27 protein-coding genes are annotated in these 26,680 nt (G+C 59.8%); 12 read left to right on the forward strand and 15 right to left on the reverse strand.

The window, feature by feature from the left end; all coding sequences use genetic code 11:
• The first annotated feature begins 143 nt into the window (after positions 1-143).
• Positions 144-512, forward strand: a complete 369-nt coding sequence (locus DKB71_RS29185; RefSeq protein ID WP_274074519.1) for a PilZ domain-containing protein — start codon at positions 144-146, stop codon at positions 510-512.
• A gap of 122 nt (positions 513-634) precedes the next feature.
• On the opposite strand, the gene radA is transcribed toward DKB71_RS29185, so the two are convergent.
• Positions 635-2,002 carry a DNA repair protein RadA gene (radA, locus tag DKB71_RS29190; RefSeq protein WP_274074518.1) on the reverse strand — a complete coding sequence of 456 codons (1,368 nt, stop codon included), beginning with the start codon at positions 2,000-2,002 and terminating at the stop codon, positions 635-637.
• Positions 2,003-2,620: 618 nt separating this feature from the next.
• Between radA and mscL the strand changes: the two genes are divergently transcribed.
• Positions 2,621-3,034: a large-conductance mechanosensitive channel protein MscL gene (mscL, locus tag DKB71_RS29195; protein ID WP_274074517.1), complete on the forward strand. Its 414-nt coding sequence runs from the start codon at positions 2,621-2,623 to the stop codon at positions 3,032-3,034.
• A gap of 31 nt (positions 3,035-3,065) precedes the next feature.
• Here the strand turns inward: mscL and DKB71_RS29200 are convergent, their stop codons facing one another.
• Positions 3,066-3,842 (reverse strand): ferredoxin--NADP reductase, encoded by a 777-nt coding sequence (locus DKB71_RS29200; RefSeq protein WP_408598972.1) that lies wholly within the window; start codon positions 3,840-3,842, stop codon positions 3,066-3,068.
• 326 nt (positions 3,843-4,168) lie between these two features.
• On the opposite strand from DKB71_RS29200, the gene DKB71_RS29205 reads away from it, so the two are divergent.
• Positions 4,169-4,900, forward strand: coding sequence for an autoinducer binding domain-containing protein (locus DKB71_RS29205; RefSeq protein WP_408598974.1), 732 nt, complete (start codon positions 4,169-4,171; stop codon positions 4,898-4,900).
• 165 nt (positions 4,901-5,065) lie between these two features.
• On the forward strand, positions 5,066-6,190 hold the full coding sequence (locus tag DKB71_RS29210) for a methyltransferase (RefSeq protein WP_274074514.1): 1,125 nt from the start codon (positions 5,066-5,068) through the stop codon (positions 6,188-6,190).
• A 48-nt stretch (positions 6,191-6,238) separates the two neighbouring features.
• On the opposite strand, the gene DKB71_RS29215 is transcribed toward DKB71_RS29210, so the two are convergent.
• Genes DKB71_RS29215 through DKB71_RS29225 form a run of 3 tightly spaced genes read right to left on the reverse strand, consistent with a single transcriptional unit; the run spans position 6,239 to position 8,913 of the window.
• Entirely contained in the window at positions 6,239-6,406 is a 168-nt protein-coding gene (locus tag DKB71_RS29215) for a DUF2474 domain-containing protein (protein WP_323608308.1), read from the reverse strand.
• A gap of 59 nt (positions 6,407-6,465) precedes the next feature.
• Positions 6,466-7,473, reverse strand: a complete 1,008-nt coding sequence (gene cydB / locus DKB71_RS29220) for a cytochrome d ubiquinol oxidase subunit II (RefSeq protein ID WP_408598977.1) — start codon at positions 7,471-7,473, stop codon at positions 6,466-6,468.
• A gap of 3 nt (positions 7,474-7,476) precedes the next feature.
• On the reverse strand, positions 7,477-8,913 hold the full coding sequence (locus DKB71_RS29225) for a cytochrome ubiquinol oxidase subunit I (protein ID WP_408598979.1): 1,437 nt from the start codon (positions 8,911-8,913) through the stop codon (positions 7,477-7,479).
• Between the two features lie 400 nt (positions 8,914-9,313).
• Here DKB71_RS29225 and DKB71_RS29230 point away from each other — a divergent pair, with 400 nt between their 5' ends.
• Entirely contained in the window at positions 9,314-10,552 is a 1,239-nt protein-coding gene (locus DKB71_RS29230) for an MFS transporter (RefSeq protein ID WP_274074510.1), read from the forward strand.
• Positions 10,553-10,649: 97 nt separating this feature from the next.
• Entirely contained in the window at positions 10,650-10,937 is a 288-nt protein-coding gene (locus DKB71_RS29235; RefSeq protein WP_274074509.1) for a HigA family addiction module antitoxin, read from the forward strand.
• Between the two features lie 6 nt (positions 10,938-10,943).
• On the opposite strand, the gene DKB71_RS29240 is transcribed toward DKB71_RS29235, so the two are convergent.
• Together DKB71_RS29240 and DKB71_RS29245 are read right to left on the reverse strand one after the other, a co-directional pair.
• Positions 10,944-11,495 (reverse strand): DJ-1 family glyoxalase III, encoded by a 552-nt coding sequence (locus DKB71_RS29240; RefSeq protein WP_408598982.1) that lies wholly within the window; start codon positions 11,493-11,495, stop codon positions 10,944-10,946.
• Positions 11,496-11,563: 68 nt separating this feature from the next.
• A complete protein-coding gene (locus DKB71_RS29245; RefSeq protein ID WP_274074605.1) occupies positions 11,564-12,013 on the reverse strand; it encodes a DUF4879 domain-containing protein in 450 nt (149 codons plus the stop codon).
• A 220-nt stretch (positions 12,014-12,233) separates the two neighbouring features.
• Here DKB71_RS29245 and DKB71_RS29250 point away from each other — a divergent pair, with 220 nt between their 5' ends.
• Both DKB71_RS29250 and trmA read left to right on the forward strand, forming a co-directional pair.
• Positions 12,234-13,529 carry an NCS2 family permease gene (locus DKB71_RS29250; RefSeq protein ID WP_274074507.1) on the forward strand — a complete coding sequence of 432 codons (1,296 nt, stop codon included), beginning with the start codon at positions 12,234-12,236 and terminating at the stop codon, positions 13,527-13,529.
• Positions 13,526-14,605, forward strand: coding sequence for a tRNA (uridine(54)-C5)-methyltransferase TrmA (gene trmA / locus DKB71_RS29255; RefSeq protein WP_408598985.1), 1,080 nt, complete (start codon positions 13,526-13,528; stop codon positions 14,603-14,605). The genes DKB71_RS29250 and trmA overlap by 4 nt, the downstream gene beginning before the upstream one ends.
• Positions 14,606-14,659: 54 nt before the next feature.
• Here trmA and DKB71_RS29260 read toward each other — a convergent pair whose 3' ends face one another.
• Both DKB71_RS29260 and DKB71_RS29265 read right to left on the reverse strand, forming a co-directional pair.
• Positions 14,660-15,106, reverse strand: coding sequence for a DUF2442 domain-containing protein (locus DKB71_RS29260; protein ID WP_323626413.1), 447 nt, complete (start codon positions 15,104-15,106; stop codon positions 14,660-14,662).
• Positions 15,103-15,531 (reverse strand): DUF4160 domain-containing protein, encoded by a 429-nt coding sequence (locus DKB71_RS29265; RefSeq protein ID WP_408598987.1) that lies wholly within the window; start codon positions 15,529-15,531, stop codon positions 15,103-15,105. The genes DKB71_RS29260 and DKB71_RS29265 overlap by 4 nt, the downstream gene beginning before the upstream one ends.
• Positions 15,532-15,797: 266 nt before the next feature.
• Between DKB71_RS29265 and DKB71_RS29270 the strand changes: the two genes are divergently transcribed.
• From DKB71_RS29270 to DKB71_RS29280, 3 genes are all read left to right on the forward strand, one after another.
• Complete coding sequence (locus DKB71_RS29270; protein ID WP_408598989.1) at positions 15,798-16,709, forward strand: LysR family transcriptional regulator; 912 nt, start codon at positions 15,798-15,800, stop codon at positions 16,707-16,709.
• A 137-nt stretch (positions 16,710-16,846) separates the two neighbouring features.
• Positions 16,847-17,287, forward strand: a complete 441-nt coding sequence (gene aroQ / locus DKB71_RS29275) for a type II 3-dehydroquinate dehydratase (protein WP_274074503.1) — start codon at positions 16,847-16,849, stop codon at positions 17,285-17,287.
• 5 nt (positions 17,288-17,292) lie between these two features.
• Positions 17,293-18,147 carry a shikimate dehydrogenase gene (locus DKB71_RS29280; protein WP_274074502.1) on the forward strand — a complete coding sequence of 285 codons (855 nt, stop codon included), beginning with the start codon at positions 17,293-17,295 and terminating at the stop codon, positions 18,145-18,147.
• Between the two features lie 49 nt (positions 18,148-18,196).
• Here DKB71_RS29280 and DKB71_RS29285 read toward each other — a convergent pair whose 3' ends face one another.
• Together DKB71_RS29285 and quiC are read right to left on the reverse strand one after the other, a co-directional pair.
• Positions 18,197-18,874: a TetR/AcrR family transcriptional regulator gene (locus DKB71_RS29285; protein ID WP_274074501.1), complete on the reverse strand. Its 678-nt coding sequence runs from the start codon at positions 18,872-18,874 to the stop codon at positions 18,197-18,199.
• Between the two features lie 102 nt (positions 18,875-18,976).
• Positions 18,977-20,878, reverse strand: a complete 1,902-nt coding sequence (quiC, locus tag DKB71_RS29290; protein ID WP_408598992.1) for a 3-dehydroshikimate dehydratase QuiC — start codon at positions 20,876-20,878, stop codon at positions 18,977-18,979.
• Between the two features lie 579 nt (positions 20,879-21,457).
• Here quiC and DKB71_RS29295 point away from each other — a divergent pair.
• Positions 21,458-22,795 (forward strand): MFS transporter, encoded by a 1,338-nt coding sequence (locus DKB71_RS29295; protein WP_406591190.1) that lies wholly within the window; start codon positions 21,458-21,460, stop codon positions 22,793-22,795.
• A gap of 63 nt (positions 22,796-22,858) precedes the next feature.
• On the opposite strand, the gene DKB71_RS29300 is transcribed toward DKB71_RS29295, so the two are convergent.
• The 4 genes from DKB71_RS29300 to DKB71_RS29315 all read right to left on the reverse strand — a co-directional run bounded on the left by DKB71_RS29300 (position 22,859) and on the right by DKB71_RS29315 (position 26,656).
• Positions 22,859-23,737: a DMT family transporter gene (locus DKB71_RS29300; RefSeq protein ID WP_046815761.1), complete on the reverse strand. Its 879-nt coding sequence runs from the start codon at positions 23,735-23,737 to the stop codon at positions 22,859-22,861.
• 36 nt (positions 23,738-23,773) lie between these two features.
• Complete coding sequence (locus DKB71_RS29305; RefSeq protein ID WP_408598995.1) at positions 23,774-24,592, reverse strand: sugar phosphate isomerase/epimerase family protein; 819 nt, start codon at positions 24,590-24,592, stop codon at positions 23,774-23,776.
• A 2-nt stretch (positions 24,593-24,594) separates the two neighbouring features.
• Positions 24,595-25,650, reverse strand: coding sequence for a Gfo/Idh/MocA family oxidoreductase (locus DKB71_RS29310; RefSeq protein ID WP_323608314.1), 1,056 nt, complete (start codon positions 25,648-25,650; stop codon positions 24,595-24,597).
• Between the two features lie 229 nt (positions 25,651-25,879).
• The gene (locus DKB71_RS29315; RefSeq protein WP_323608315.1) at positions 25,880-26,656 is read right to left on the reverse strand and encodes an IclR family transcriptional regulator; all 777 of its coding nucleotides are present in this window, start codon (positions 26,654-26,656) and stop codon (positions 25,880-25,882) included.
• Between the last annotated feature and the right edge of the window lie 24 nt (positions 26,657-26,680).

A 26,680-nucleotide genomic window follows, 5' to 3' on the forward strand; every position in this document is an offset into this window, starting at 1 on the left:
AGTGGACAAGAAAGACAGCAACATCGAGTTTAGCTCGCCTGACAGCAAAGGCCATACCCCAACATTGGTCTAGACACCTGGCGGCGCTGGCAGCTTTTCGCGATGCCGGTCTATAGTCAGCGTACATTTCCGAGGATCGTGCCATGAGCGAGCTCCCTGCCGAACGTCGCCGTTTCAAACGTATTGCGTTCGATGCCAGAACCGAGCTGGGCCAGGGGCCGTTCATCTGGCCGGTGAAACTGATCGACCTGTCGCTCAAGGGCTTGCTGATCGAGCGGCCGGAACCCTGGCTGGGCGATCCGCAGCAGGATTTTTTTGTCGACATCCATCTGAGCGAAGACGTCGATATCGAGATGGATGTGCAGTTGACCCATCAAGACCACGGGCAGCTCGGCTTCGAGTGCAGGCATATCAGCCTGGAGTCCATTGAACGCCTGCGGCGATTGATTGAATTCAATCTGGGGGATCCGCAGGAGCTTGAGCGGGAACTGGGTGCCCTCATCGAAATATGAATCGCCCCCCCTGCAGGAGCGAGCTTGTTCGCGAAAAACGTCCGGATCGCGCGCTCACTCAGGCAGCTCGCGTCATCGTTAACGTTCATCGCGAGCAAGCTCGCTCCTACAGGGGATTGGTGTTATTCGAACAGGGCGTCGAGCGCCTGCTCCAGTCGGGTGACCGCGATGATCTGCAACCCCGGCGGCGCTTCTTTCGGTGCATTGCCCTTGGGCACGATCGCCCGCTTGAAGCCGTGCTTGGCCGCTTCCTTCAGGCGTTCCTGACCGCTAGGCACCGGGCGCACTTCACCGGACAGGCCGACCTCACCGAACACCAGCAGGTCATGGGGCAGCGGCCGATTACGCAAACTGGACATGACGGCTGCCATCAAGGCCAGGTCAGATGCCGTTTCCAGTACTTTCACCCCACCAACCACGTTGAGAAACACATCCTGGTCGTGGGTGGGAATGCCGCCGTGCCGGTGCAAGACCGCCAACAACATTGCCAGTCGGTTCTGGTCCAGGCCCAGGGTCACCCGGCGCGGATTGGCCAAGTGGCTGTCATCGACCAGCGCCTGGACTTCCACCAGCATCGGCCGTGTGCCTTCCCATGTCGCCATGACCACACTGCCTGGGACTTCTTCCTGGGCACGGGTCAGAAAAATAGCCGAAGGATTGGAGACTTCTTTCAGGCCCTTGTCGGTCATGCCGAACACGCCCAGTTCGTTAACCGCGCCGAAACGATTTTTTACCGCCCGCAACAGGCGCAGGCGCCCGTCGGATTCACCTTCAAAATACAGTACGGTGTCGACCATGTGCTCCAGCACCCGCGGCCCCGCCAGGGCGCCTTCCTTGGTCACGTGCCCCACAAGGAAAATCGCGGTGCCACTCTGTTTGGCATAACGCACCAACAGCGCCGCGCTTTCGCGAACCTGAGACACGCCACCCGGCGCCGATTGCAGTTGCTCGGTGAAAATCGTCTGGATCGAGTCGATCACCATGACCCGGGGCTTTTCCAGCCGGGCGGTGGCAATGATGGTTTCAATGCAGGTTTCGGTCATGACCCGTAGCTGATCCTGAGGCAGCCCCAGGCGTCGGGCGCGCATGGCCACCTGCTGCTGCGACTCTTCGCCCGTGACATACAACGCCGGCATGCTCTTGGCCAGATTGCACAAGGTTTGCAGCAGAATGGTGGATTTGCCGATGCCGGGATCGCCGCCGATCAGCACTACCGAGCCGTCTACCAGGCCGCCACCGAGCACCCGGTCGAGCTCACCGGAAGCCGTGGAGAAACGCGGGACTTCCTCGACACTGACTTCAGCAAGGGTCTTGATTTGCGCCTGCTGGCCGGCCCAGCCGGTGCGACCGCTGGGCGCCGCTGCCCCGCCACTTTCCACCATGGTTTCGGTGAGCGTGTTCCAGGCGCCGCACTCGCCACATTGTCCGGCCCACTTGGGAAAGGTTGAGCCACACTCGGTGCAGCCGTACATGCGCTTGGCCTTGGCCATCGGAACTCCCGGCAAAACCGCGATGATAGCTCAGGTCAGCTGTCCTGGTACGTCGCGATTGATGCCAGACAACCTTAATTGAATACGGCTGGTGAATAGCAATCTTGTTCGAAAGACCTCAATTACAAATTCATAACATATAAGTTATTTACTTATACACAAATTCAGCAAAATACCTGGCCACCCTAACAGCGACAGAAAAAAACCTGTACAAATATTAACTATCAACTCCCTACACGTATAACACCACCTTTAATAGTCATACAAATATATGACGCCTGAGTCTTACCTCCCACTAAATCCGATTGTAGATTGACACCCTGACCTAATAACCAGTGCAACCTGCTGGAAGACTTATCACCCATTTACCGGTAAGCGTCGGAACATTCAAATCACTCGTGCAATCCATAGCGATTTCTTTCAAGCCCATCATCGATTGCCCAGCGGCTGGAAGCAGATGCAAGGAGATCCCGGCGCATGGAGAAACGCAATTTGTAAACTTTTTACCGCAGAATCAGTCGATTGCAGGCAGACCTCACACGCAGTCGTTTCGAGCAGGATGCGATCTGCTGATTTACACTGCGTTCACCAACCTCATCTGTAACAAGGAAATGTCCTATGGGCGTGATAAGCGAGTTCAAGGCCTTCGCCGTCAAAGGCAATGTGATCGACATGGCCGTCGGTATCATCATCGGCGCTGCTTTCGGCAAGATCGTGACGTCGTTTGTCGGCGATGTGATCATGCCCCCTATCGGTCTACTGATCGGCGGGGTGGACTTCAGTGACCTGGCCATTACGCTCAAGGCCGCCCAGGGCGATGCCCCGGCGGTGGTGCTGGCGTACGGTAAATTCATCCAGACCCTGATCGACTTCGTCATCGTCGCCTTCGCAATCTTCATGGGCGTCAAGGCCATCAACCGCCTCAAGCGTGAAGAAGCCGTCGCGCCCACCCTGCCGCCGGTTCCGACCAAGGAAGAAGAGTTGCTCGGTGAGATTCGCGACTTGCTCAAGGCCCAGAACAACCGACCTTGAAACAAACGGCGCCATCAAGGCGCCGTTTTTTTTACCAGAAGTTCTCGACCGCCACCTGACCGGGTCGCCGGCTGAGGCTCAAGTGCATGTCGCGCTGCTTGAGCAATTTGCGCGTGTCATCGATCATCTGCGGGTTTCCGCACAACATCACTCGTGAATGCTCAGGCGTCAGCGCCACGCCAGCCGCCCGCTCCAGCTCGCCGTTTTCAATCAAGGTGGTGATCCGCCCGTTGAGGGCGCCGGGGTGCTGCTCGCGAGTCACGGTGTTGATGAGCTGCAACTTGTGGGCAAACTCCCGCAAATAGTCGCGCTGCGCCAAGCCGGCGATCAGCGCCTGATAAGCCAGCTCCCTGGACTCCCGGACGCTATACACCAGGATGATGCGCTCGAATTTTTCCCAGACCTCGAAATCCTGCAGGATCGATAGAAACGGTGCCAGACCTGTACCGGTGGATAATAGCCACAAATCACGGCCGTCGACGAAGCGGTCGAGTGTCAGGTAACCATAGGACTGCCGATCGACCAGCAGCGTATCGCCCACGCCCAGCCGGCTGAGCTCGCTGGTGAATTCGCCACCGGGTACGACGATGGAAAAGAACTCGAGAAACTCGTCGTAGGGTGAAGACACCATGGAATAGGCGCGCCATACCGTACTGCCGTCCGCCTTGACCACGCCCAGCCGGGCGAATTGCCCCGCGCGAAAGCGAAAACCTGCATCCCTCGTGGTGCGCAGGGTGAACAGGTTCGACGTCAACGGCTGGACATCGAGCAAGGTCTGGCGGGTAAATTTCTCTTCACTGGCGGTCATGGGGTGCTCCCTTCAACACATGACCGCAGTGTCTCGCATTGCGGGCCCCATAAACACCGGCGATTTGTAGTGTTTTTAGCGAAACATCTACTGATGAGTGACTATTCCCAAACACATTTAACCACTTGGTTAAACAACAAGAAAAACTGCGCAATTACATTAACACTGACATCTTTCGAACTGGAGAACATTAGAACCATAAACCTGATTTGAAAATTCAAACAAAACAAAAAATTCTCACCGCCTTGTATGAAACATCCTACAATCCGTGCGTACTGCACATTGGATCCATATACAACCGAGCCAATGAAAACGGGAGCTCAAAGATGGAAAGGTGGAAGGAGCTACAACTCAGCCAGATAGCCGGCGCAAAGGAGATCGACACCGCCTACCAGGTAGCGCTGCGTTTCGCGAAAAATATCGGATATAAATTTTTTGAATTTTCAGTCACTTACAAAACCAGATCGGAGCAAATAAACACACTCAGACTCAACAATTATCCTGCACGCTGGAACACCGAGTATGAACAGAAAAAACTTGGTAAAATTGACCCAGTAGTGGCTCATTGCAATCAAACCATGTTGCCCGTTCTATGGAGTGAAGAGCTTTTCTGCAAAGTCCCATCGATGTGGGAAGCGCTTGGAATTCAAGGATTTCAACACGGCTGGTCGCAATCGTTGCATGACGATGAAAGCGGCCTGTTCAGCATCCTGAGCCTGGCCCGGAGCCATTGTCCCATCAGTGCGTTTGAGCTATACGAGAATTTCGGCTTTTCCGTCTTCATAGGACAGCATCTGCATGCACTGGTCGCACAATCGCTTCCAAAGCATTCGGCAAAATTGGCTCCGACGAATTTGTCGCTTCGGGAAATCGACGTGCTGAAACTCGCAGCCGATGGCAAGACGGCCTACGAGAGTGCCAGGATTCTCAATCTCAGTGCACGCACCGTCAATTTCCATGTGCAGAGTGCGATTGAGAAACTGGGGGTCAATAACAAGATTTCGGCCGTCATTGCCGCAGTCAAGGCGGGCTATATCGGCAGCGGCGCGCTGCGCTGATCACAAAACCTGCGGGTAATCCAAAAGAAAAAATCGTACCATTTGCATCCCTCTTGAGTGTTGACGTGTAAAAAAGCATGCCGCAGTTCACTCGGACGGTCCCGCCCGCAACAACGCCTCAGGGCCGCGGAACATCCTCGTTTATCTATCAGAGCCTCCTGCCCGATGCCCTTGCTCGAAACCCCGTTCGCCCAGCTCGACCTGATCCGCCAGCCCGAACAGCAGAACGAACCGCTGCAAGCCTTTGACGCCGCAGACGAGTACCTGCTCAATCACCTGGCCGAGCAGCAGCCCGCGGCGAATTCACGGGTACTGGTGCTGAACGACAGTTTTGGCGCATTGGCCGTCAGCCTGGCAGGCAGGGTCAATGTGACCAGCAGCGGCGATTCGTTCCTGGCCTTGCAGGGGCTGGAAAAGAATCTGGCCCGTAACGGCCAGGCGTTTGACGCCGTGCCCCACGTACCGGCCAGTGAACCCTTTATGGGACCGTTCGACCGGGTGCTGATCCGGGTGCCGAAGACACTGGCATTACTGGAAGAACAACTGATCCGCCTGCAAGGCCAACTGTCGCCCGGCGCCCAGGTGATTGCCGGAGCAATGGTCAAGCATCTGCCGCGTGCGGCCGGCGATCTGCTGGAGCGCTATATTGGCCCGGTGCAGGCCTCGTTGGCGGTAAAAAAAGCCCGGCTGTTGATCGCCACGGCTCAAGCCAAAGCCGCCGTCGAGTCCCCCTACCCGAGCCGTTATCGACTGGATGATCCTGCGATCGAACTGCTCAATCACGCCAACGTGTTCTGCCGTGAAGGCCTGGACATCGGCACACGAGCCTTCTTGCCGCACCTGCCGAAGAACCTCGGCAGCGCAAGGGTCGCCGATCTGGGTTGCGGTAACGGCGTGCTGGCCATCGCCAGTGCCCTGCAAAACCCCGAAGCCCGCTATACGCTGGTCGATGAATCCTTCATGGCGGTGCAATCGGCCGCCGAAAACTGGCGCGCCACGCTGGGTGAGCGGGAGGTGATCGTGCGGGCGGGCGATGGCCTGGCCGGGCAGGAGCCCCAGTCGCTGGATGTGGTGCTGTGCAATCCACCGTTTCACCAACAACAGGTGGTGGGCGACTTCCTCGCCTGGCGGATGTTCCAGCAAGCCCGTGAGGCGCTGGTGGTGGGCGGAGCGCTGTACATCGTCGGCAACCGCCATCTGGGCTATCACAGCAAGTTGGCGCGGTTGTTCCGCGGGGTCGAGCAAGTGGCGGCCACCCCGAAATTCGTGATCCTCAAGGCGCGCAAGTAACACGCAAAAACACCCTCCAGCTGGAGGGTTTTTTATGCCATAGGGCTTTCAGTGAGTCGTCAGGCCTGCGGCGTTCATGAACATGCGCATCAGGCTGGCCACAATGAACAGCGCACCGACGCTGCCCGCCCAGATCAAGGCCAACCAGCCGAGCCGCTGCCACAGCGGTTTTTTTTCGGCTTGCTCAATGTCGTGCAGGGAATGTTTGCCGGGCATGGCACATTTCTCCAATAAAGGTCGGATGGCGCCTGGCTGACGCCATCGCGAGCAGGGGCCTAGTGATAACCATCCTGGTGAGTGACCTTACCGCGGAACACGTAGTAGCTCCAGAAGGTATACCCCAGGATGAACGGGATGATGAACAGCGTGCCCACCAGCATGAAGCCTTGGCTTTGCGGCGGTGCGGCGGCGTCCCAGATCGAGATCGACGGCGGCACGATGTTCGGCCACAGGCTGATTCCCAGCCCGCTATAACCGAGGAAGATCAATACCAGCGTCAACAGGAATGGCGTGTAGTGCGCATTGCGCGCCACCGCGCGGATCAATCCGTAGAGGGTCACTAGCACCAGGATCGGCACCGGCAGGAACCAGAACAGGTTCGGCAAGGTGAACCAGCGCGCTGCAATCTCGGCGTGGGCCAGAGGAGTCCAGATGCTGACGACACCTATCACCGCCAGCAAGACGAACGCCAAGGGGCGCGCCAGATCGTGCATCTGTTCCTGCAACTTGCCTTCGGTCTTCATGATCAGCCAGGTGCAACCGAGTAAAGCATAGGCCACCACCAGCGCGGCGCCGCAGAACAGGGTGAAGGGGGTCAGCCAATCCAGCGAGCCGCCGGCAAACTGCCGATCGACCACCGGCAGGCCATCGATGAACGCCCCCAGCGCTACGCCCTGGAAGAACGTTGCGGCGATCGAACCGCCGATGAATGCCTTGTCCCACAAATGGCGCTTGTCGTCCTTGGCCTTGAAGCGGAATTCGAACGCCACGCCGCGGAAGATCAGCCCGATCAGCATGAAGATCAGCGGTAGATACAAGGCCGAGAGCACCACCGAATAGGCCAGCGGGAACGCCCCGAACAACGCCGCACCGCCCAGCACCAGCCAGGTTTCGTTGCCGTCCCAGACCGGGGCGACGGTGTTCATCATCACATCGCGGTCGCTCTTGCCGGGAATGAACGGAAAGAGAATGCCGATACCGAGGTCGAAACCGTCCATGACCACGTACATCATGATGCCGAAGATGATGATCACGGCCCAGATCAGCGGAAGATCAATACCCATGATTCAAATCTCCTTGGTCACGGTGTGGTCGTGATCGGCGTGTTCATCGTCCGCTGCGGACAACGGACGCGCCGGTGTGCGTTTCTGGCCGGGACCGCCTTCGTTGGTTTCCTTGCCTTCGTCGATCTTCGGCCCTTTGCGCACCAGGCGCATCATGTAGCCGAGACCTGCACCGAACAGCGCGAAATACACCACCACGAACAGGATCAAGGTGATGCTCATCTGCATGAAACTATGGTTGGAGGACGCATCCGCCGTGCGCATCAGGCCGTAGACCACCCACGGCTGGCGACCGATTTCAGTGGTGAACCACCCGGCGAGGATCGCAATCAACCCGGACGGCCCCATCCACAACGCCAGGTAGAGGAAAGGCCGCGAGGTGTACAGCTTGTCGCGCTTGCGCAGCCACAGGCTCCACAGACCGGTGAAGATCATCAGCAAGCCAAGGCCGACCATGATCCGGAACGACCAGAACACAATGGTCGAATTCGGCCGATCCTCGGGTGGGAATTCCTTGAGCGCCGGCACCTGTTTATCCAGCGAGTGGGTCAGGATCAGGCTGCCCAGGTACGGAATCTCGACAGCGAATTTAGTTTTCTCTTCTTTCATGTCCGGCCAGCCGAACAGGATCAGGGGCGTTGCCTCGTCGCCCTTGTTTTCCCAGTGGCCCTCGATCGCGGCGATCTTGGCCGGTTGATGCTCCAGCGTATTGAGGCCATGGAAGTCGCCGATGACCGCCTGGATCGGCGCGACGATCAAGGCCATCCACATCGCCATCGACAGCATGGTACGGATCGCCGGGTTGTCCTTGCCGCGCAGCAGATGCCAGGCCGCCGAGGAACCCACGAAGAACGCCGTGGCGACAAACGCCGCCGTCGCCATGTGCATCAAGCGGTACGGAAAGGACGGGTTGAAGATCACCGCCAGCCAGTCGGTGGGAATCACCTGGCCGTTGATGATTTCAAACCCCTGGGGCGTTTGCATCCAGCTGTTGGAGGCGAGAATCCAGAAGGTCGAGATCAGCGTGCCAATGGCGACCATGACCGTGGAGAAGAAGTGCAGGCCGCGTCCGACCTTGTTCCAGCCGAACAGCATGACGCCGAGGAAACCGGCTTCGAGGAAGAATGCCGTGAGCACTTCATAGGTCAGCAACGGACCGGTCACCGCGCCGGCGAAGTCCGAGAAGCGGCTCCAGTTGGTGCCGAACTGATAGGCCATGACCAGTCCGGAGACCACACCCATGCCGAAATTGACGGCAAAGATCTTCGACCAGAAATGGTAGAGGTCCCGGTAGGTGTCGTTATGGGTTTTCAGCCACAAGCCTTCGAGCACCGCCAGGTAACTCGCCAGGCCGATGGTGATGGCTGGAAACAGGATGTGGAACGAGATAGTAAACGCGAACTGAATTCGGGCGAGATCAAGTGCCTCTAAACCGAACATAAGTCTTCCTCTGTCAGGTAGTACGGCTGCGGGCTCGAAGCCTGCACCCACGGCCCCCACGGATATGGAGTGTGGCGAATCTCTGTTTGTTCTTTTTTTGTACGCATCACAACGCAGGGAGTCTGGCCTCATGGCCGCCGGATCAATTCCTTTTGTCGGTCTTGATCTGGATCAATCAACGATGAAAGAGTAGTCCCATTTACGGGGATGACCCGCGTGGTCTTTTGCCGCGTGACAACTTGCCTCACGGCTTCAGTCACAGGTTGAAATGAATCAATGGAAGGCAATGGACCAGAAGTCAGCGGAATCGATGCTTGGCTAACGAAATTTTCCCGCGCCGCAACTTCCTGTTACAGGTTGGTGATAATCTCGACCTTTCCCTCCCCAGACTTGCCTTCAAATGCCCAGCCAAGAGCCCTTGCTGTTACGTCACCATCGTCCTTTCATCGCCTTCTGGCTGGCCCGGGTTTTCACCGCCAGCGGTTTTCAGATGCTCACCGTGGCCATTGGCTGGAACCTTTACCAACTGACCGGCAACGTGCTCGACCTGGGCTTGGTCGGCCTCGTGGAGTTCGCGCCGCGCGTGCTGTTCATGCTGCACACCGGGCACGTTGCCGATCGCTACGACCGACGCAAGGTCGCGGCCATCTGCCAGTCGCTGCAAGCGCTGATTGCCCTGTCGCTGGCCATCGGTAGCGCGACCGACCATGTCACTCGGGAAATGATCTTCATCCTTGCATTCCTGCTCGGCGCCGCGCGCTCCTTCGAAATGCCGACCACCCAAGCCTTGCTGCCGAGCATCGTGCCCAGCGCACTGTTTCCCCGGGCCGTGGCCGCCGCGCAGTCGGCCCAGCAATCGGCGACCATCGTCGCCCCGGCACTCGGTGGCTTGCTCTACGCCTTCGGCAGCGTCTGGGTGTATGGCCCGACGGTGATCCTGTACATCATCGCCTGCGCACTGATGCTCAACCTGCCCGCCCGACAAACGCCTCTGAACAAGGGCAAGGCCACTCTGGATTCACTCCTGGCGGGCATCCGTTTCATCCGCAGTCGTCCGGACATTCTCGGGGCCATTTCCCTTGACCTGTTCGCTGTCCTGCTGGGGGGGGCGACGGCGTTGCTGCCGGTGTTCGCCAAGGACATTCTGTTGACGGGCCCGTGGGGCCTGGGCCTGCTGCGTTCGGCACCGGCGGTGGGCGCGCTGCTGATGTCGCTGTTCCTGGCGCGGTTTGCCGTGGAGCGCAATGTCGGACGGGTCATGTTCACCGCTGTGGGTGTGTTCGGCGTGGCGACGATCGCCTTTGGCTTGTCGACTTCGTTCTGGTTCTCGCTGGCCGTGCTGGTGGTCCTCGGCGCGGCCGACATGATCAGCATGGTGATCCGCGCCTCGTTCGTGCAACTGGAAACCCCGGACGAAATGCGCGGCCGGGTGAGCGCCGTGAACGGGCTGTTCATTGGCGCTTCGAACCAATTGGGCGAATTCGAATCCGGCCTGACCGCCCACTGGTTCGGCACCGTGCCGGCAGTCGTCATGGGCGGTATCGGCACGCTGGTGGTGACAGGAACCTGGATCAAACTCTTCCCGACCCTGGCCAACCGCGACCGGATGCATGTGCCGGTGGAAGAGGTAAAGGCCTGAGGCTGTTGCCATCACAATTTTGTCGACCAGGTGCAATACGTAATTAACGCATAGAGTGTAAGGTATCGCCTTACACATTCCCCACGGGAGGCAGGACATGCCCACGCACAACCCGCCGCACCCTGGTGAAACACTATTGATGGATGTATTGCCCGAGTTGGGCATCAGCGTCGCGGAACTTGCCCGGCATCTTGGGTTTGCGCGTCCTCACCTGTCGCGGGTACTGCATGGACATGCACCAGTCAGTCCGGATCTGGCCGTACGCCTGGAGCGCGCTGGAATCGGCAAGGCTCGCATGTGGCTAGGGGTCCAGACCGACTATGACCTATGGCAAGCAGAGCAGCGTGAGCAACCGCCCATCAAACCCATCGCCGCTCACGCCTGACGCCGTCTAAATCATCAACTCCCCCGCCACTGCCACCCGCGTGGCTTTGCCACACAACTGTTCCACCAGGGTCATGGCAAATTCCAAAGCGCCACCCGACCCTTGGGCGGTGATGCAATTGCCGTCGACCACCACCGGTTGATCGACGAAGTTGCAGCCCGACAGTTGATGGCTGGCCGAAGGCAGGCAGGTCATGCGCCGCTGGCGCAGCACGCCGAAGGATTGCAGGGCTGTTGCGGGGGCTTCGGCAATGCCGGCGAACAGGCGCCCCGCCGCGGCCTGGTCCTTGATCAGTTGCTGCAGGGGCTGATGGGCGCTCAGATGTTGCGTCCCTGTGGCACCGCCAGGCAGGACGATCAGGTCGAACGGCTGGGCCAGCAGATCCACCAGCATCGCATCGCAGGTCAAGCGCGTACCTCGGGCACAGGTGAGCATGCGCCGTCCCTCGATGCTGGCAACCACTACCTCGACTTTTGCGCGGCGCAATACATCGATCAAGGTCACGGTCTGCAGGTCATCGGCGCCCTCGGCGAGGGTAATCAAGGCTCGAAAGGTCATGGGAACAATCCACAGGAGAATTCTTAAAGCGTAGTCAGCTTTCCTGACGCCTGTTCGGGCCGCCGTCGTTACTTGATGTAAAGCTGGGTCGACAGCGTATTGCCCGGCGCGTTGATCGAGGTATTGCTGAAGATGAACGTACCTTCCTGCTTACCTGCCAGATTGAAAATGTAAAGGTTGCCGACGATCCTGGTCCTTTGCGAGCAGTCGGTCAGGTTGCCGTTGTCATAAGCGCAAACCGGCGTGCGGGTGCCGTCCACTTCGAAGCCATCGAGCGCGGCATGGGGCTGGCTGCGACCGTAGCCCACTTCCAGCACATAGATCCTGATGTTGGGCCCCGCGTGGTTGCAGCGGGTCTGTGTCTGCCCTTCGTCAATCGTCTCAAAACCACAGCCCGGCGATTCGACCTTGAGCACCTTTACCTGGGTCAACGGCGGTGCCGATGCCGCCGAGGCGGATTGTGCCGCCAGCGCCAGCAGCATCAAGACAGCGGACATGATCGTCAGACGCTTTTTCATCCAATTGCCACCCAAAAAAACCAGCGCGCAGTATGGCGGGTTTGGACTGAACACAAAACATCGACGACGATCACCGCCATAAGCAGCCATAACCCCACGCTGCTGGTATGATGCGCGGCTTTTTCCGGCCCACAGTATTTTCCCAGGCGCGTTCAGCGGTCTGTGCTTTGCTGTTGAGGTCGATACATTCACGGCGCCGGGCGCGCCACGGGGAGCAGACATGCTGGAAAGGCTGTTTCAACTCAAGGCACACAACACCAACGTGCGGACCGAGATTCTGGCGGGCGTCACGACTTTCTTGGCCATGGCCTACATTCTGTTCGTCAACCCGAGCATCCTCGGCGAGACCGGCATGGACAAGGGTGCGGTGTTCGTCGCCACCTGTCTGGCAGCCGCCATCGGCTCCACAGTCATGGGCCTGATCGCCAACTACCCGATCGCGCTCGCGCCGGGCATGGGCCTGAACGCCTTCTTCACCTACACCGTGGTCCTGCACATGGGCCATACCTGGCAAGTGGCGCTGGGGGCGGTGTTCATCTCGGCGGTGTGCTTCTTCCTGTTGTCGATCTTCCGTATCCGGGAATGGATCATCAACAGTATTCCGCTGCCGCTGCGTTCGGCGATTGCGGCCGGTATCGGCCTGTTCCTGGCGCTGATCGCCCTGCACAACGCCGGTATCGTGGTGAGCAACCCGGCGACCATGGTCGGCCTCGGTGACCTCAAGCAACCGGCACCCATCCTCGCCACCCTGGGTTTTGCCCTGATCGTCGCCCTCGAAGCCCTCGCCGTGCGGGGTGCAGTGCTGATCGGTATCCTGGTGGTGACCATCGCTTCCATCGTCATGGGCTTCACCCCGTTCGGCGGCGTGATGTCGATGCCGCCGTCGCTGGCCCCGACCTTCCTGCAATTGGACATCAAGGGCGCACTGGACATCGGTCTGGTCAGCGTGATCTTCGCCTTCCTGTTCGTCGACCTGTTCGACAACTCCGGCACCCTGATCGGCGTCGCCAAGCGCGCCGGGCTGATGGGCAAGGACGGCCACATGCCGAAAATGGGCCGCGCACTGATCGCCGACAGTACCGCCGCAATGGCCGGTTCCCTGCTGGGCACCTCGACCACGACCAGCTACATCGAATCCGCTGCAGGCGTGAGTGCGGGCGGCCGCACCGGCCTGACCGCTGTCGTCGTGGCGATGCTGTTCCTGCTGGCGCTGTTCTTCTCGCCACTGGCCGCCAGCGTTCCCGCGTTCGCCACGGCCCCAGCGCTGCTGTTCGTCGCCGTGCTGATGACATCCGGCCTGGCCGAAATAGACTGGGACGACATCACCGTCGCCGCGCCGGTCGTCATTACCGCGCTGGCCATGCCATTCACTTATTCCATCGCCAATGGCATCGCCTTCGGTTTCATTGCCTGGACCGCCATCAAACTGATGTCCGGTCGTGGCCGTGAGCTGAACCCGGCGCTGGTGATCCTGTCGATTCTGTTCGTGATCAAGCTCGGTTGGTTCAACGCATGACTTTTGATTCCCAGGCCTACACCGTCCAGCTCGATGAAAAGGTCACACGCCTGCGTGACCTGCTGGCCCCATTCGACGCGCCCGAGCCTGTGGTCTTCGACTCGCCGCTGCAGAACTTCCGCCTGCGTGCCGAATTCCGCCTGTGGCGCGAAGCCGGCGAGCGCCACTACGCAATGTTTTCCCAGGAAGACAAACGCACGCCGATCCTGATCGAAGAGTTCCCGATCGCCAGCCAGCGCATCAATCAATTGATGCCGCAGCTCAAGGCCGCCTGGCAAGCCAGTGCGCCTTTGAGTCACAAGCTGTTCCAGGTGGAGTTTCTGACGACCCTGGCCGGCGATGCGATGATCACCCTGTGTTATCACCGGCCGCTGGATGAGCATTGGCATGCGGCAGCGAGCAAGCTGGCGTCGGACCTGAACGTCAGCATCATCGGCCGCTCCAAGGGCAAGCGCGAAGTCATCGGTCACGATTACGTGGTCGAGCAACTGGAGGTCGGCGGCCGCACCTTCAGCTACCGCCAACCGGAAGGCGCGTTCACCCAGCCCAACGGCACCGTGAACCAGAAGATGCTCAACTGGGCGTACGACGCCCTCGGCGATCGCCCTGACGATTTGCTGGAGTTGTACTGCGGCAACGGCAACTTCACCCTGCCGCTCGCGACCCGCGTGCGCAAGGTGCTGGCCACCGAAATCAGCAAGACCTCGGTCAACGCGGCGTTGAGCAACCTCAGCGAAAACGCTGTGGATAACGTTACGCTGGTGCGTTTGTCCGCCGAAGAGCTGACCGAAGCCTTGAACGAAGTGCGCCCGTTCCGCCGCCTGCAGGGCATCGACCTGAAAAGCTACGAATTCGGCAGCGTCTTCGTCGACCCGCCCCGCGCCGGCATGGATCCGGACACCTGCGAGTTGACCCGACGCTTCGACAACATCCTCTACATTTCCTGCAACCCGCAAACCCTGGCGGACAACATCGCCCAGTTGCACGACACCCACCGCATCACCCGATGCGCGATGTTCGACCAGTTCCCATGGACGCATCACATGGAATCCGGGGTGTTGTTGACTCGGCGGTAATTGCAAAGGCCATGAACAAATCAGCCGTCATCACGACGGCTTTTTTGTGGGCGTTCAAACCACGACGTCGACTTTGCGTGGACGTCCACCTTTCCTGCCATTGGCCCTCGCCGCCTCGGCCTTGGCGGCGCTGCTCTGCCGACCGTTGCGCGAAGCAATCACCGAAGCCGCCATCGCCATCAATGGCTCGCTGGCCGAGATCATTCCGGCGATAGAGATCTGCAGGTCCTTGCCTTCGTGGCAGAGCGCGGTGCCGGTAAAACCCACCTCGAAACCAGCAAAATCCTCGATCTCGAATCCATCGAACTCAGGGTAATTTCCAACTGGCAGCAACACCCCGCTGCCATCTTCGAAGCTGACCGCCAGACACGGAGCCTGAAAGGTTACCGACGTCGCCTGCAGCCCGCTGCTTTGGCGAGACTTGCCTCGTTCAATCGCTCGATCAAGGCGGGCCTCTGTCACCGGCCGATCTATCTGGACCTTGGCTTTTACCGTTTTCATAACTCGATCTCCACACATTCCTGTGCACCTATCAGGGACAGCAGCGTCCTGTTCGTCTCCGGCTCATAGCAAGCCGAACCAATCATGTTGGTGGTACTGACAATCCTTTTCACCACAACGACCTCACCGGTTTGCCAATCCCACAATTGATTATCAAGGCAGGCCGTTTGCAGTTTTCGCCACCAGATGCGACGAGCACGCAGCAAATGGGCAGGCAGCCTGAGCGATTGGCGCAACCCCTCAAGTACCGCAATCGGTGGCCGACGCGAGAGTGGAACCACATCCCAGAGTTCGACACCGTTGTGCCAAAAGCTGAATCTGAAACGCGCACTCCACGCGCCTGCCTCCACATGTGCGTGAGGAGGACAATGTTCATCACGCAGCATGATCACCACCGAGAGCCCTTTGTAGCTGCATATCTTCATGCTAACCCATCCGTTAGGTTATTGAACCGAGAGATTCGACATTCCTGGGAAAAACTGACGACCGGCGCTACGCACTCAATCGTCATCACGCCTTTTGAGACTAGCGTTCAGCGGCGCCCTGGGCCGAAGCAGGTCCCGGCAAAATCGTAAGCATTGCTTTCACACACCCACAAAAAAGCCATCGCGAGGACGGCTGTCTTGTAAAGGTCCTACCTCACCCGAAATACTGATTTACTGAGTTCATTTGATCCCCGGTGTAATCAATCATGCAGCGACAATTCGACGATCTTCAATTGGGCAGCATCGAGCTTTTTTGCCTGGCTGCCGAAGCCGGCAGCTTCACTGCCGCCGCACTGGTGGCGGGCGTCACACCGGCCGCGGTGAGCCGTTCGGTGTCGCGTATGGAAGAACGCCTTGGCGTGCGGTTGTTTGCACGCACCACCCGCAGCGTCAAGCTGACCGACAGCGGTCGGCGCTACTACGAAGAATGCCGCCAGGCACTGGCGCTGCTGGTCGAAGCCCAGCGCGAGGTCATGGGCCAGCAACAGGTACCTTCAGGAACCTTGCGCATCAGCATCCCGACCACTTATGCCCACCACCGCATCCTGCCGTTGCTGCCGGCCTTTCGCGCGCGCTTTCCGGCGGTGAAGGTCGAGTCGCATATCAGTAATCGCAATATCGATTTCGTCGGCGAAGGTTATGACATGGCGATCCGTGTGCGCGCTATTCCGGACTCCGGCCTGATCGCCCGGCAGCTTGAAGATGCCGCGCTGGTGATGATTGCCAGCCCCGAATACCTCAAGCGGGCCGGCACGCCGCAAACCCTCGACGACCTGCAACAGCACGAGTGCATTCAATACGAACTGCCCAGCAGCGGCCGGCGCATTGCCTGGTTGTTCAATGACGGTGGCATACAGCGCGAAATTCTCGCCGAGGGCAACTTCAGTTGTTCCGACGATGTATTGGGTGGCGTGACCCTGGCGAAACATGGTGCGGGGTTGTTCCAGACCTATCGATTTATCGTCGAGAAGGAACTGGCCAATGGCTCGCTGGTGGAAGTGCTCAAACCTTATGGGGGGCGTTCGCGGCCGTTTACCCTGCTCTACCCGCAAAGTCGTCATATGCCCCTGCGGTTGCGCGCGTTCATCGACTTCCTGGTGGAGCAGTTGCCACGCTGAAACGAAACCGTCCGATCACCGCACACAAAAGGACCGTATGCGGGCGGTCCAATTGACCAAATTAACCATCTGGTACATTTTATCTCCACAGGCCGAGACCTTGGCCAACGCCAAAAATAATAAGTGGAGAAACCTTGATGTCCCCTATCATTCTGGTGCTCAACGGCCCGAATCTGAACCTGCTTGGTACCCGTGAACCGGCGACTTACGGCCACGAAACCCTGGCTGATATTTCCGCCATGTGTGGCCGAGCCGCCGAAGAGTTCGACCTGGCGGTGGAGTTTCGCCAGACCAACCACGAAGGCGAACTGCTCGACTGGATTCATGCCGCCCGCGGCCGTTGTGCCGGGATAGTGATCAACCCGGCCGCCTGGACGCACACTTCGGTGGCGATCCGCGATGCGCTGGTCGCCAGCGAACTGCCGGTGATCGAAGTTCACCTGTCCAACGTGCATGCCCGTGAGCAATTTCGGCACCACTCCTTCGTCTCGGGCATTGCTACGGCGGTAATGGCCGGTTTTGGCAGCCATGGCTATCGCCTGGCACTGGAGCATTTCAGTCAACGTCTGAAGGGGTGAGCGTGATGAGCAAGAATCAAACCGTACTGGCAGGCCTGATCGGCGCCGGCATCCAGGCTTCCCGCACCCCTGCCCTGCACGAGCATGAAGGCGATGCCCAGGATTTGCGTTATCTGTATCGCCTGATCGATCTCGATCAACTGCAACTCGACAGCAACGCCCTGCCCGAGCTGCTGCTGGCTGCCGAACGCATGAACTTCACCGGCCTGAACATCACCTTTCCGTGCAAGCAGGCGATCATCCCGCTGCTCGACGAACTGTCGCCAGAAGCCCGTGGCATTGGCGCGGTGAACACCGTGGTGTTGAAGGACGGCAAACGCATCGGCCATAACACCGATTGCCTGGGGTTTGCCGAAGGTTTTCGGCGTGGCTTGCAAGGCGTTGCCGTTGAGCGCGTCGTACAAATGGGCGCCGGCGGCGCTGGTGCGGCAGTGGCCCACGCGTTGTTGAGCGAAGGCGTACAACAACTGAGCATTTTCGATGTGGAAATCAGCCGCGCACAGAGCCTGGCTGACAACCTCAATCAGCATTTCGGCAGTAACCGCGCGGTGGCCGGTCATGACCTGGCACTGACCCTGGCCGAGGCTGATGGCCTGGTCAATACCACGCCCATGGGCATGAAAAAACTGCCAGGCATGCCGGTGCCGGTCGAGTTGCTTCGGGCTGAGTTGTGGGTGGCGGAGATTGTCTATTTCCCGCTGGAAACCGAACTGCTGCGTAATGCCCGCGCCCTGGGCTGCCGGACGCTGGATGGCGGCAACATGGCGGTGTTCCAGGCGGTAAAGGCATTCGAATTGTTCAGCGGCGTGGTGCCGGATGCGCAGCGGATGCTGGCGCATTTTCAGAGCATGAATGGTTAAAGATCAAAAGATCGCAGCCTTCGGCAGCTCCTACAAGGCTGCGATCTTTTCAGGCCTGCAGGTATCTTAGGACCGATTCGCAAATCATCTCCCGATGACGCTGCTTGATGCTCTCGTCCGGCAAGTCGATCTGAAAGATCTCGCCGAAAGTGTGGCGGTTCGACACGCGATAGAAGCAGAACGAACTGATCAGCAGATGCACATCCAACGGATCAAGCCCTGTGCGGAACAGCCCTTGCTCGGCACCGCGACGCAGGATCTCGCCCAGTGAATCAAGGATGGTGTTGTTCATGGCCTTGATTGCATCGGAGCGTTTCACGTATTCGGCGTTGTGAATGTTCTCGATGCTGACGATGCGCACGAAATCGACGTTGCGGTCATGGTGATCGAAGGTGAACTCGACCAGCCGCCGAATCGCCTCGACGGGCGGCAGTTCCGCCAGGTGCAGCCGGTTTTCGGTATTGCGGATATCGCCGTAGAGCTTCTCCAGCACCTCGACGTAGAGCTGTTCCTTACTGCCGAAGTAGTAATAGATCATGCGCTTGGACGTGTGGATGCGCTCGGCGATGGCATCGACTCGAGCCCCGGAAAGCCCTTGCTGAACGAACTCGACAATCGCCTCCTGCAGGATGTTCTCGCGGGTTTTTTCCGGATTGTTCTTGCGACTCTTGCGCGGTTCGGCAACCGGTTGATCGGGTGCTGCGGAGAGTTCTGAAGTCATTGTCATTGCGGGCTCACGGCCATCACTGCACAGGCTGGCGATTATGAGCCGCGCCGCACAGTGAAGGAAGCCGTGCGGCAGCGGTTTGTCGGTGTGGTTACGATTTTCCTACAACTTTGTCTGACGCACCGCGCCGCTGCGGGATTTGGCCATGGCTGCCAGGCGCACCGCCACGTTGGCCGCGCCGTAACCGGCATAACCGTTCTTGCGCTGAATGATCTCGAAGAAGAACCGCCCTTCGAACGGTTCGGTGTACACGTGGAACAGCTCACCGCCCTGGGCATCACGGTCGTACAGCACGTTGTAATAGGCCAGTTCGCTGAGAAACTCGTCGTCAAAATCGAAGCGCGCCGCCAGGTCATCGTAGTAGTTGAGCGGAATATCCAGCAGCGGCACGCCCGCCGCCTTGGCGCGACTGACTTCGGCAAAGATGTCGTCGCAATCAAACGCGATGTGGTGCACGCCGGAGCCGCGATAACTCGACAACGCGTGTGAGATGGCGGTGTTGCGGTTTTCGGAAATATTCAGCGGCAGGCGAATCGAACTGTCACGGCTGCGCAGCGCGCGGCTCTTCACCAGACCATAAGGATCTGGCAGCACCACTTCGTCATCGGCCTCGAAGTCCAGCAGGCTCTTGTAGAACAGCACCCAACTGTCGAGGCTGTCGGCGGGCAGCGCCATGGCCATGTGGTCGATGCGCTTGAGGCCACCGCCGGTCACTACGGCCGGTTGCAGGTTGAAGTCGGTACCATAGACATCGGCGTCTTGATCGACGAGGTAGATCAGGCTGCCATCCGGCGCGCGCACGGCGGCCAGTTCCAATTCATTGGGACCGACCAATCCGCGATACGGCTGGCCTTTGTAGGCCACGGCCCTGGCCAGCGCGCTGGCACTGTCCTTGACTCGCACGGCGGTGGCGCACAACGATGGACCATGGGCCTCGAAGAAACTGTGGGCGAACGAGTACGGTTCGGAGTTGAGGATCAGGTTGATATCGCCCTGGCGCAGCAGGCTGACGCTCTTGGAGCGATGCTCCCCGGCCTTGACGAAACCCAGCCGCTCCAGCCAATGGGAGAGCTTGGCGCCGAGGCTTTCGTCCACGGCGAACTCGAGAAACTCGATGCCGTTGTATTCGCTGGCCTTCGGCGTCTCGAACAGAATCTCGGGGTTGGCCGTTGGTTTGGTTTCCTGGGCCAGGCGCTCGCGGGTTTTCTCTTCCAGGTACAGCAACGAGCGCAAACCGTCGGCAGCGTTGGCTCGAGGCGGCGCGGCGCGGAAACCGTCGTTGAAGATCTCCAGCGACAGTGGCCCGGTATAGCCACTCTTGATGATCGGCGCGAGGAAACCCGGCAAATCGAATTCGCCCTGGCCCGGGAAGCAGCGGAAATGCCGGCTCCACTCCAGCACATCCATGGCCAGGATCGGGGCATCGGCCATTTGCACGAAGAAGATCTTGTCGCCGGGAATCTCGGCGATAGCGCTCGGATCGCCCTTGAGCGACAGCGTATGGAAGCTGTCGAGCAATACGCCGAGGCTCGGATGATCGGCCTGACGGACGATGTTCCACACCTGTTGCCAGGTATTGACGTGGCGTCCCCAGGCGAGCGCTTCGTAACCGATACGCAGGCCTCGCGCGCCGGCGCGTTCGGCCAGCAGGCGCAAGTCGTCGACCAGGATCTGTTCATCACCGATGGAGTCGGCCGAGGCGTTGCTGCACACCAGCACCAGGTCGGTGCCCAGTTCCTGCATCAGGTCGAACTTGCGCTCGGCCCGCTCAAGGTTGCGCGACAGACGGTCACGGCGACAGCCTTCGAAGTCCCGGAACGGTTGAAACAGGGTGATGGCGATCCCGAGATCAGCGCACATCTGTTTAATTTCTCGCGGGCTGCCGTCGTAGTAGAGAAGGTCATTCTCGAAGATCTCCACGCCGTCGAAACCGGCGGCGGCAATGGCTTCGAGTTTTTCCGGCAGGGTACCGCTCAAGGACACGGTGGCAATGGAACGCTGCATATTTCGACTCCCGGTGATGGAGGCAATCTTGTTAGGGGTATCGCACGCTTGTTGCAGCGGCCCCGCTGCCGGGAATGGCGGTCTCACGGACGCCATCGCCGGCAAGCCGGGCTCCTACAGGGATTGCGTTTAGCTTTGAATGAATTATTGGCCTGGCGATCCCCCACGGCAATTCAAAGTGTACTATCCAGTTAGTTTTTCGTGCGATTATCGAACAAAATGGCCGTTAGCGAATTGACGATTTTTCGTCCACTGCGCAACATCAACACCACATTGGGTCCGGTCATGAATCATCGGTTCCAGTTAACAAGACCCTGAACACCACATAAAAATTTCAAAAAACGGGTATACGCTCATGCGCTCATTAAACGCCTTGCTCGATTACACCACCGTCATTACGCCTTGCCTGGCGTCCATCCGAACCCCGCGCACCGCTGGCACCCACGTGCCGCTCGCTGAATAACTCGTCAGCCGACGAACACAGCCGATCAGTCCAACCGCGCCCGTCGCCCTCGATTGATCACGCGCCCTTGAAGTCCCGACGAGCTTCGCTTGTCAGTCATTGAACGGATGGCACAGATGAATCCTACACATAGCTCACGCATGGCTCCGGCCATGAGCGCTGCCACTGGCGGCATCGGCGACAAGATCCGCGGCGCCATGGCTGTCGGCAAAACCCGTTGGGGCATGCTGGCGCTGGTGTTTTTCGCCACCACCCTGAACTACATCGACCGCGCCGCCCTGGGCGTCATGCAGCCAATCCTGGCCAAGGAAATGAGCTGGACGGCGATGGACTACGCCAACATCAACTTCTGGTTCCAGGTCGGCTACGCCATCGGATTCGTGCTGCAAGGCCGCCTGATCGACCGGGTCGGCGTCAAGCGCGTGTTCTTCTGCGCCGTGCTGCTCTGGAGCCTGGCGACCGGCGCCCACGGCCTGGCCACTTCGGCGGTCGGCTTCATGGTCTGCCGCTTCATCCTCGGCCTGACCGAAGCCGCCAACTACCCGGCCTGCGTGAAGACCACGCGCCTGTGGTTCCCGGCCGGCGAGCGCGCAGTGGCCACCGGTATTTTCAACGCAGGGACCAACGTCGGCGCCATGTTCACACCGATGTTGCTGCCACTGATTCTCCACGTATGGGGCTGGCAGGCGGCGTTCCTGTGCATGTCGGCACTGGGCGGGATCTGGCTGGTATTCTGGGGCCTGAAGTACTTCAACCCGGAAGATCACCCACGCGTCAAACAGTCCGAACTGGACTACATCCAGAACGAAGTGGAACCGGAACAAGTCCGCGTACCCTTCTCGAAAATCCTGCGCATGCGCGGCACCTGGGCCTTCGCCCTTGCCTACTCGATCACAGCGCCGGTGTTCTGGTTCTACCTGTACTGGCTGCCACCGTTCCTCAACCAGCAATACAACCTGGGCATCAACGTGACCCAGATGGGCATCCCGCTGATCATCATCTACCTCACCGCCGACTTCGGCAGTGTCGGTGGCGGGATCCTCTCCTCGTTCCTGATCGGCCGCGGCGTCAATCCGATCAAGGCGCGCCTGATGTCCATGTTCCTGTTCGCCTGCTGCATCATCGGCGTGATCATGGCGGCCGGCTCCAGCAACCTGTGGGTCGCAGTGGCCGCCATTTCCCTGGCCATCGGTGCGCACCAGGCCTGGACCGCGAACATCTGGAGCCTGGTGATGGACTACACGCCCAAGCACATGATGAGTACGGTGTTCGGTTTCGGCGGCATGTGTGCGGCGATTGGCGGGATGTTCATGACCCAGCTGGTCGGCCACATCCTGACTGTCACCAACAACAACTACACCGTGCTGTTCACCCTGATCCCGGCGATGTACTTCATCGCGCTGATCTGGATGTACTTCATGGCCCCGCGCAAGATTCCGAAAGTAGAAGGCTGATGTTCCCTCGGCGCAGGCCCGGTTTCGGGCCTGCGCTTTTTTTTGCCTGTTGTTCAGGAGCGATCAGCGACGGCTTTGCTGCCAGGCCGCCGCCAGGCCACTGCAGCAGATCACGGCGATCCCGACGACGGTGGTCAGGGTCGGCGTGTGGGAAAACAGCAGCCAGCCCAGCAGGCCGGCAAACACGATCTGGCAATAGCTGAAAGGCGCCAGCAAGGCTGGCGCCGCATGCCGGAAGGCCTGGGTCAGGAACAGGTGCGCCGTCATCCCGCAGGCACCCAGCGCCAGCATCATCGCGCCGTGCAGCAAGGTCGGTACCTGCCAAAAGAACGGCACCAGCGCACTCATGACCAGGGTATTGCACAGCCCGGCAAAGAAGTTGCTGGTGGTCGGGCTGTCGATCTCACTGAGCTTGCGGGTCAGCAATTGGTAGAAGCAGAAAAACAACGCCGAGCACAACGGCAACAACACCGCCGGGGTGAACAGATCACCACCGGGGTGCACGATGATCAGCACCCCTATAAACCCGCAGATCACCGCCAGCCATTGGCCACGGGTGACCTTCTCCCCCAGCAACGGCACCGACAGCGCGGTCACCAGCACCGGTGCCAGGAAGTTAACCGACGTTGCCTCGGCCAGCGGGATGTACATCAATCCCGTGGTGAAAAACAGGCTGGTGCCCAGCAGGCACAAGGCCCGAATCAGTTGCAGCAACGGCCGCTTGGTACGCAGCACGCGCAGCCCGGATTGCGGCAGGAATATCCCGGCCATCAGCAAGGTGTGCACCACATAACGCGCCCAGACCACCATGACAATCGGATAGAAGCCGGAAAGGTACTTCGACAGGGCGTCATGGCTGGAAAACAGGAAGGTTGCGACAACGATCAGCAGGATCCCTTTGAAGGGCTGATTGACGCCGGAAAGCGGGGTGCTGACGGTCATTGGGGTTCCTTGTTCAAATCAAAAGCGTCGCGGGACCTATGTCAGCCGCGCCAGCAATTCACGGGTTTTGCTCAATGCCATCTGCGCCCGATCCAGCCCGCTCACGCCCTGCTCCAGCAGTTGCACGGTGGGAATCTCCAGGCTCAATGGAATGTTAGCCGGCAAACACCGCAACAGCCCCGGCAGATCACAATCGCCATCGCCGGGAAAACGCCGTTCATTACGCGCCTGCCGCAAGATCTCTGCCATGTCGGCCGGCCTGGACCCCGCCACGTCGCACAACTGCGCATACCGTAACCGCGAGGGGGCAACCCTGGCCAGATCTTCCAGCCGCGACCCGGAGCGATCGAAGTGAAAGGCGTCGACCAGCACCGCCGCATTTCCACACCCCGCCCTTTCAACGATGCGCACGGCTTGCTGCAGATCGCGCGCGTCGGTCCAGGGCATGAACTCCAGGTGCGGGTGCAGCCCGTAAGGCGCCGCCAGATCACACAGCCTGGCGAAATTCTCGGTCATTCGCTGCTCGTCAGGATCGTTGCCGGCCACCAGCAATTCAGTGGCACCGAATTCGGCGCCCACCGCCAGCACTTGCTCGAAATCGGCCACCAGGGTGTCCGGTTTCAGCCGCAGGATTTCCACATCCAGGACACGAATGCCGGTGTCGCGCAGACGCGCCAGGGTCTGGCGCCGCAGATCGCCATCCGCCACCAGCGCGAAATGGTGTTCCTGCGGCGTCGCCGGCACCAGGCGCAAGCCAACATGGCTGTAACCGGCCCGCGCCGCGACCTCGACCATGTCCGGTGGTGACAACTCCAGCACGGTAAGACTGGCCAGGGAAAAGATTCGTTCACTCATGCTCAATCCTCGATCAGGGCTGGTGCGCAGGCGCGCCCGGTTTCAGCGGCCTGGCGAATCGCCTCGACCAGCGCCAGGGTGCGGGCTGCGTCAGCGGCGCTGACCAGCGGCTCGACCTGCCCACGCGCCACGCGCACGAAGTGCTGCAACTGCAAGCGCAGCGCGGGTTCAACACTGAAAGGCTCGTTCGTCGACGCCAGGGGTTGATGCCAGCCACCGTCGGCTTGCGTGTAGTGCCAGTGCTTGAGCTGCGGGATACTGAGCGCCCCGGCGGTTCCCGCCAGCAAATAGCACGGCTGGTCGGCCTGGCGTGGATACACCGGGTTCTCTCCGGAGCCCAACTCCCAACTCCAGGGCGCTGCCACCGCATCGGACCCGGTCAGGCTGCCCAGCGCACCGTTGTCGAATTGCAGCAGCACGGCCGCGCAATCCTCGTTGGCAAACCCGCGCACGGCGTTGCTGGTGATGGCCTGCACCTGGCGCACTTCACCGCACAAATGCCGGAGTAGATCGAGGTCGTGGATCAAGTTGGTCAACAACATGCCCGCACCGGGCTCGCGGCGCCAGGCCGTTTCGAAATAACTGTCGGGCTTGCGCAATTGCCAGAGTGCGGTGACGGTGCTCAACCGGCCCAACGCGCCGCTGTGGACAAGTTCATGGGCGCGGACGATCAACGGGTTGTGGCGTCGATGATGGCCGACCAGCACGGGAACGCCGCTCGACTTCGAGGCAGCCACCAACTCCCGGGCCTCATCCAGGTGCACACCCACCGGCTTTTCCAGCAACACTGGTACCCCGGCAGCCAGGCAATCGAGCGCGGTGCTGACGTGCAGCGTATTCGGGTTGGCGATAATGACCGCCTCCGGCTTTGCCTGCTCCAGCATCTGACGATGATCGGCGAAATACCCCACGCCCCATTCTCTCGCGAGGCCCGGCGCTTGCGGGCCAGGGTCGGCCACGGCGCACAAGGTCGCTTCAGTCAGGGTTTTCAACTGCTGGTAATGCTGCTGGCCCATGTTGCCAGTGCCGATCAGGGCTATACGCAATGGTGAACTCAAGGTGCGGTCCTCTTGTGTTATTGTTGGAATCAACAATTTAGAACCTGGTTCCAGATTCTTACACAAGCGCGCATTGAAAGTGTTCGAACAGCGCACAGCTTTGGCAAGCTCAACGCCGGCCAAATGTGGGAGCGGGCTTGCTCGCGAAGAGGGTGTATCAATCAACATTTCCGTTGCATGACACACCGCATTCGCGAGCAAGCCCGCTCCCACAGGGATTGTACAGGCCTCAGGGAAACAGCTCTGACGCCAGACTCGCCGCCGACAACTCATCGGTAAACGCCAACAACAACGGCGCCAGTTCATGCAGCCGCGCGCCCGGCATTCGCGCACTCGGCCCGGCGATGCTGAGCACGCCGATCACCCGTCCATCACCGGGATGTCGCACCACTGCGGCAATCGCCGAGGTACCCACCGCCGAACTTTCCTCGACACAGGCGTAGCCCTGCTCCCGTGCCAGGCGCAACCGTTCAAGCAATTCAATGTTGGACCTGGGGGCATTCGGGCCCAGCTCCAATGGCCGGTCCGCCGCCTGGCGCTCCACCAGCGACAAGGCTTCGGCATCGCTCATGCAAGCCAGCCAGGCATGACCGGAGGCGGTGTAGAACAGCGGCGCATCCCGCCCCATGTCCGGGTCGTAACGCAGACCGGAACGAGCCCCCTGCGACTTGGCGATCCAGGTCTGGCGCTCGCCTTCGATGACCCCCAGGCGCACCAGTTCGCCGGTTTCCTGAGCCAGCCGGTCGAGCACCGGTTGCACGATATCGGCACCGCTGCTCGACAGATAACGGAAACCCATCGCCACCAGCCGGGTCGACAGGTGATAACGCAAGTTCTCCGGATTCTGGCGCACATAGCCGAGCCGGATCAGCTCAGCCAGCAAGCGATGGGTGGCACTCTTGGGGATGTCCAATTGCTCTGCCAGCACCTGCATCGGCAGGCCGCGAGGGTCGCTGGTGAGGCTTTCAAGCACACTGAAAACACGTTCGATCTGACTGCCGGCCATGGGGGTATCCACGCAAAATTTGCT

Origin of the sequence: Pseudomonas sp. PLMAX (assembly GCF_046042685.1) — a bacterium.
Taxonomy (GTDB): Bacteria; Pseudomonadota; Gammaproteobacteria; order Pseudomonadales; family Pseudomonadaceae; genus Aquipseudomonas; species Aquipseudomonas putida_AE.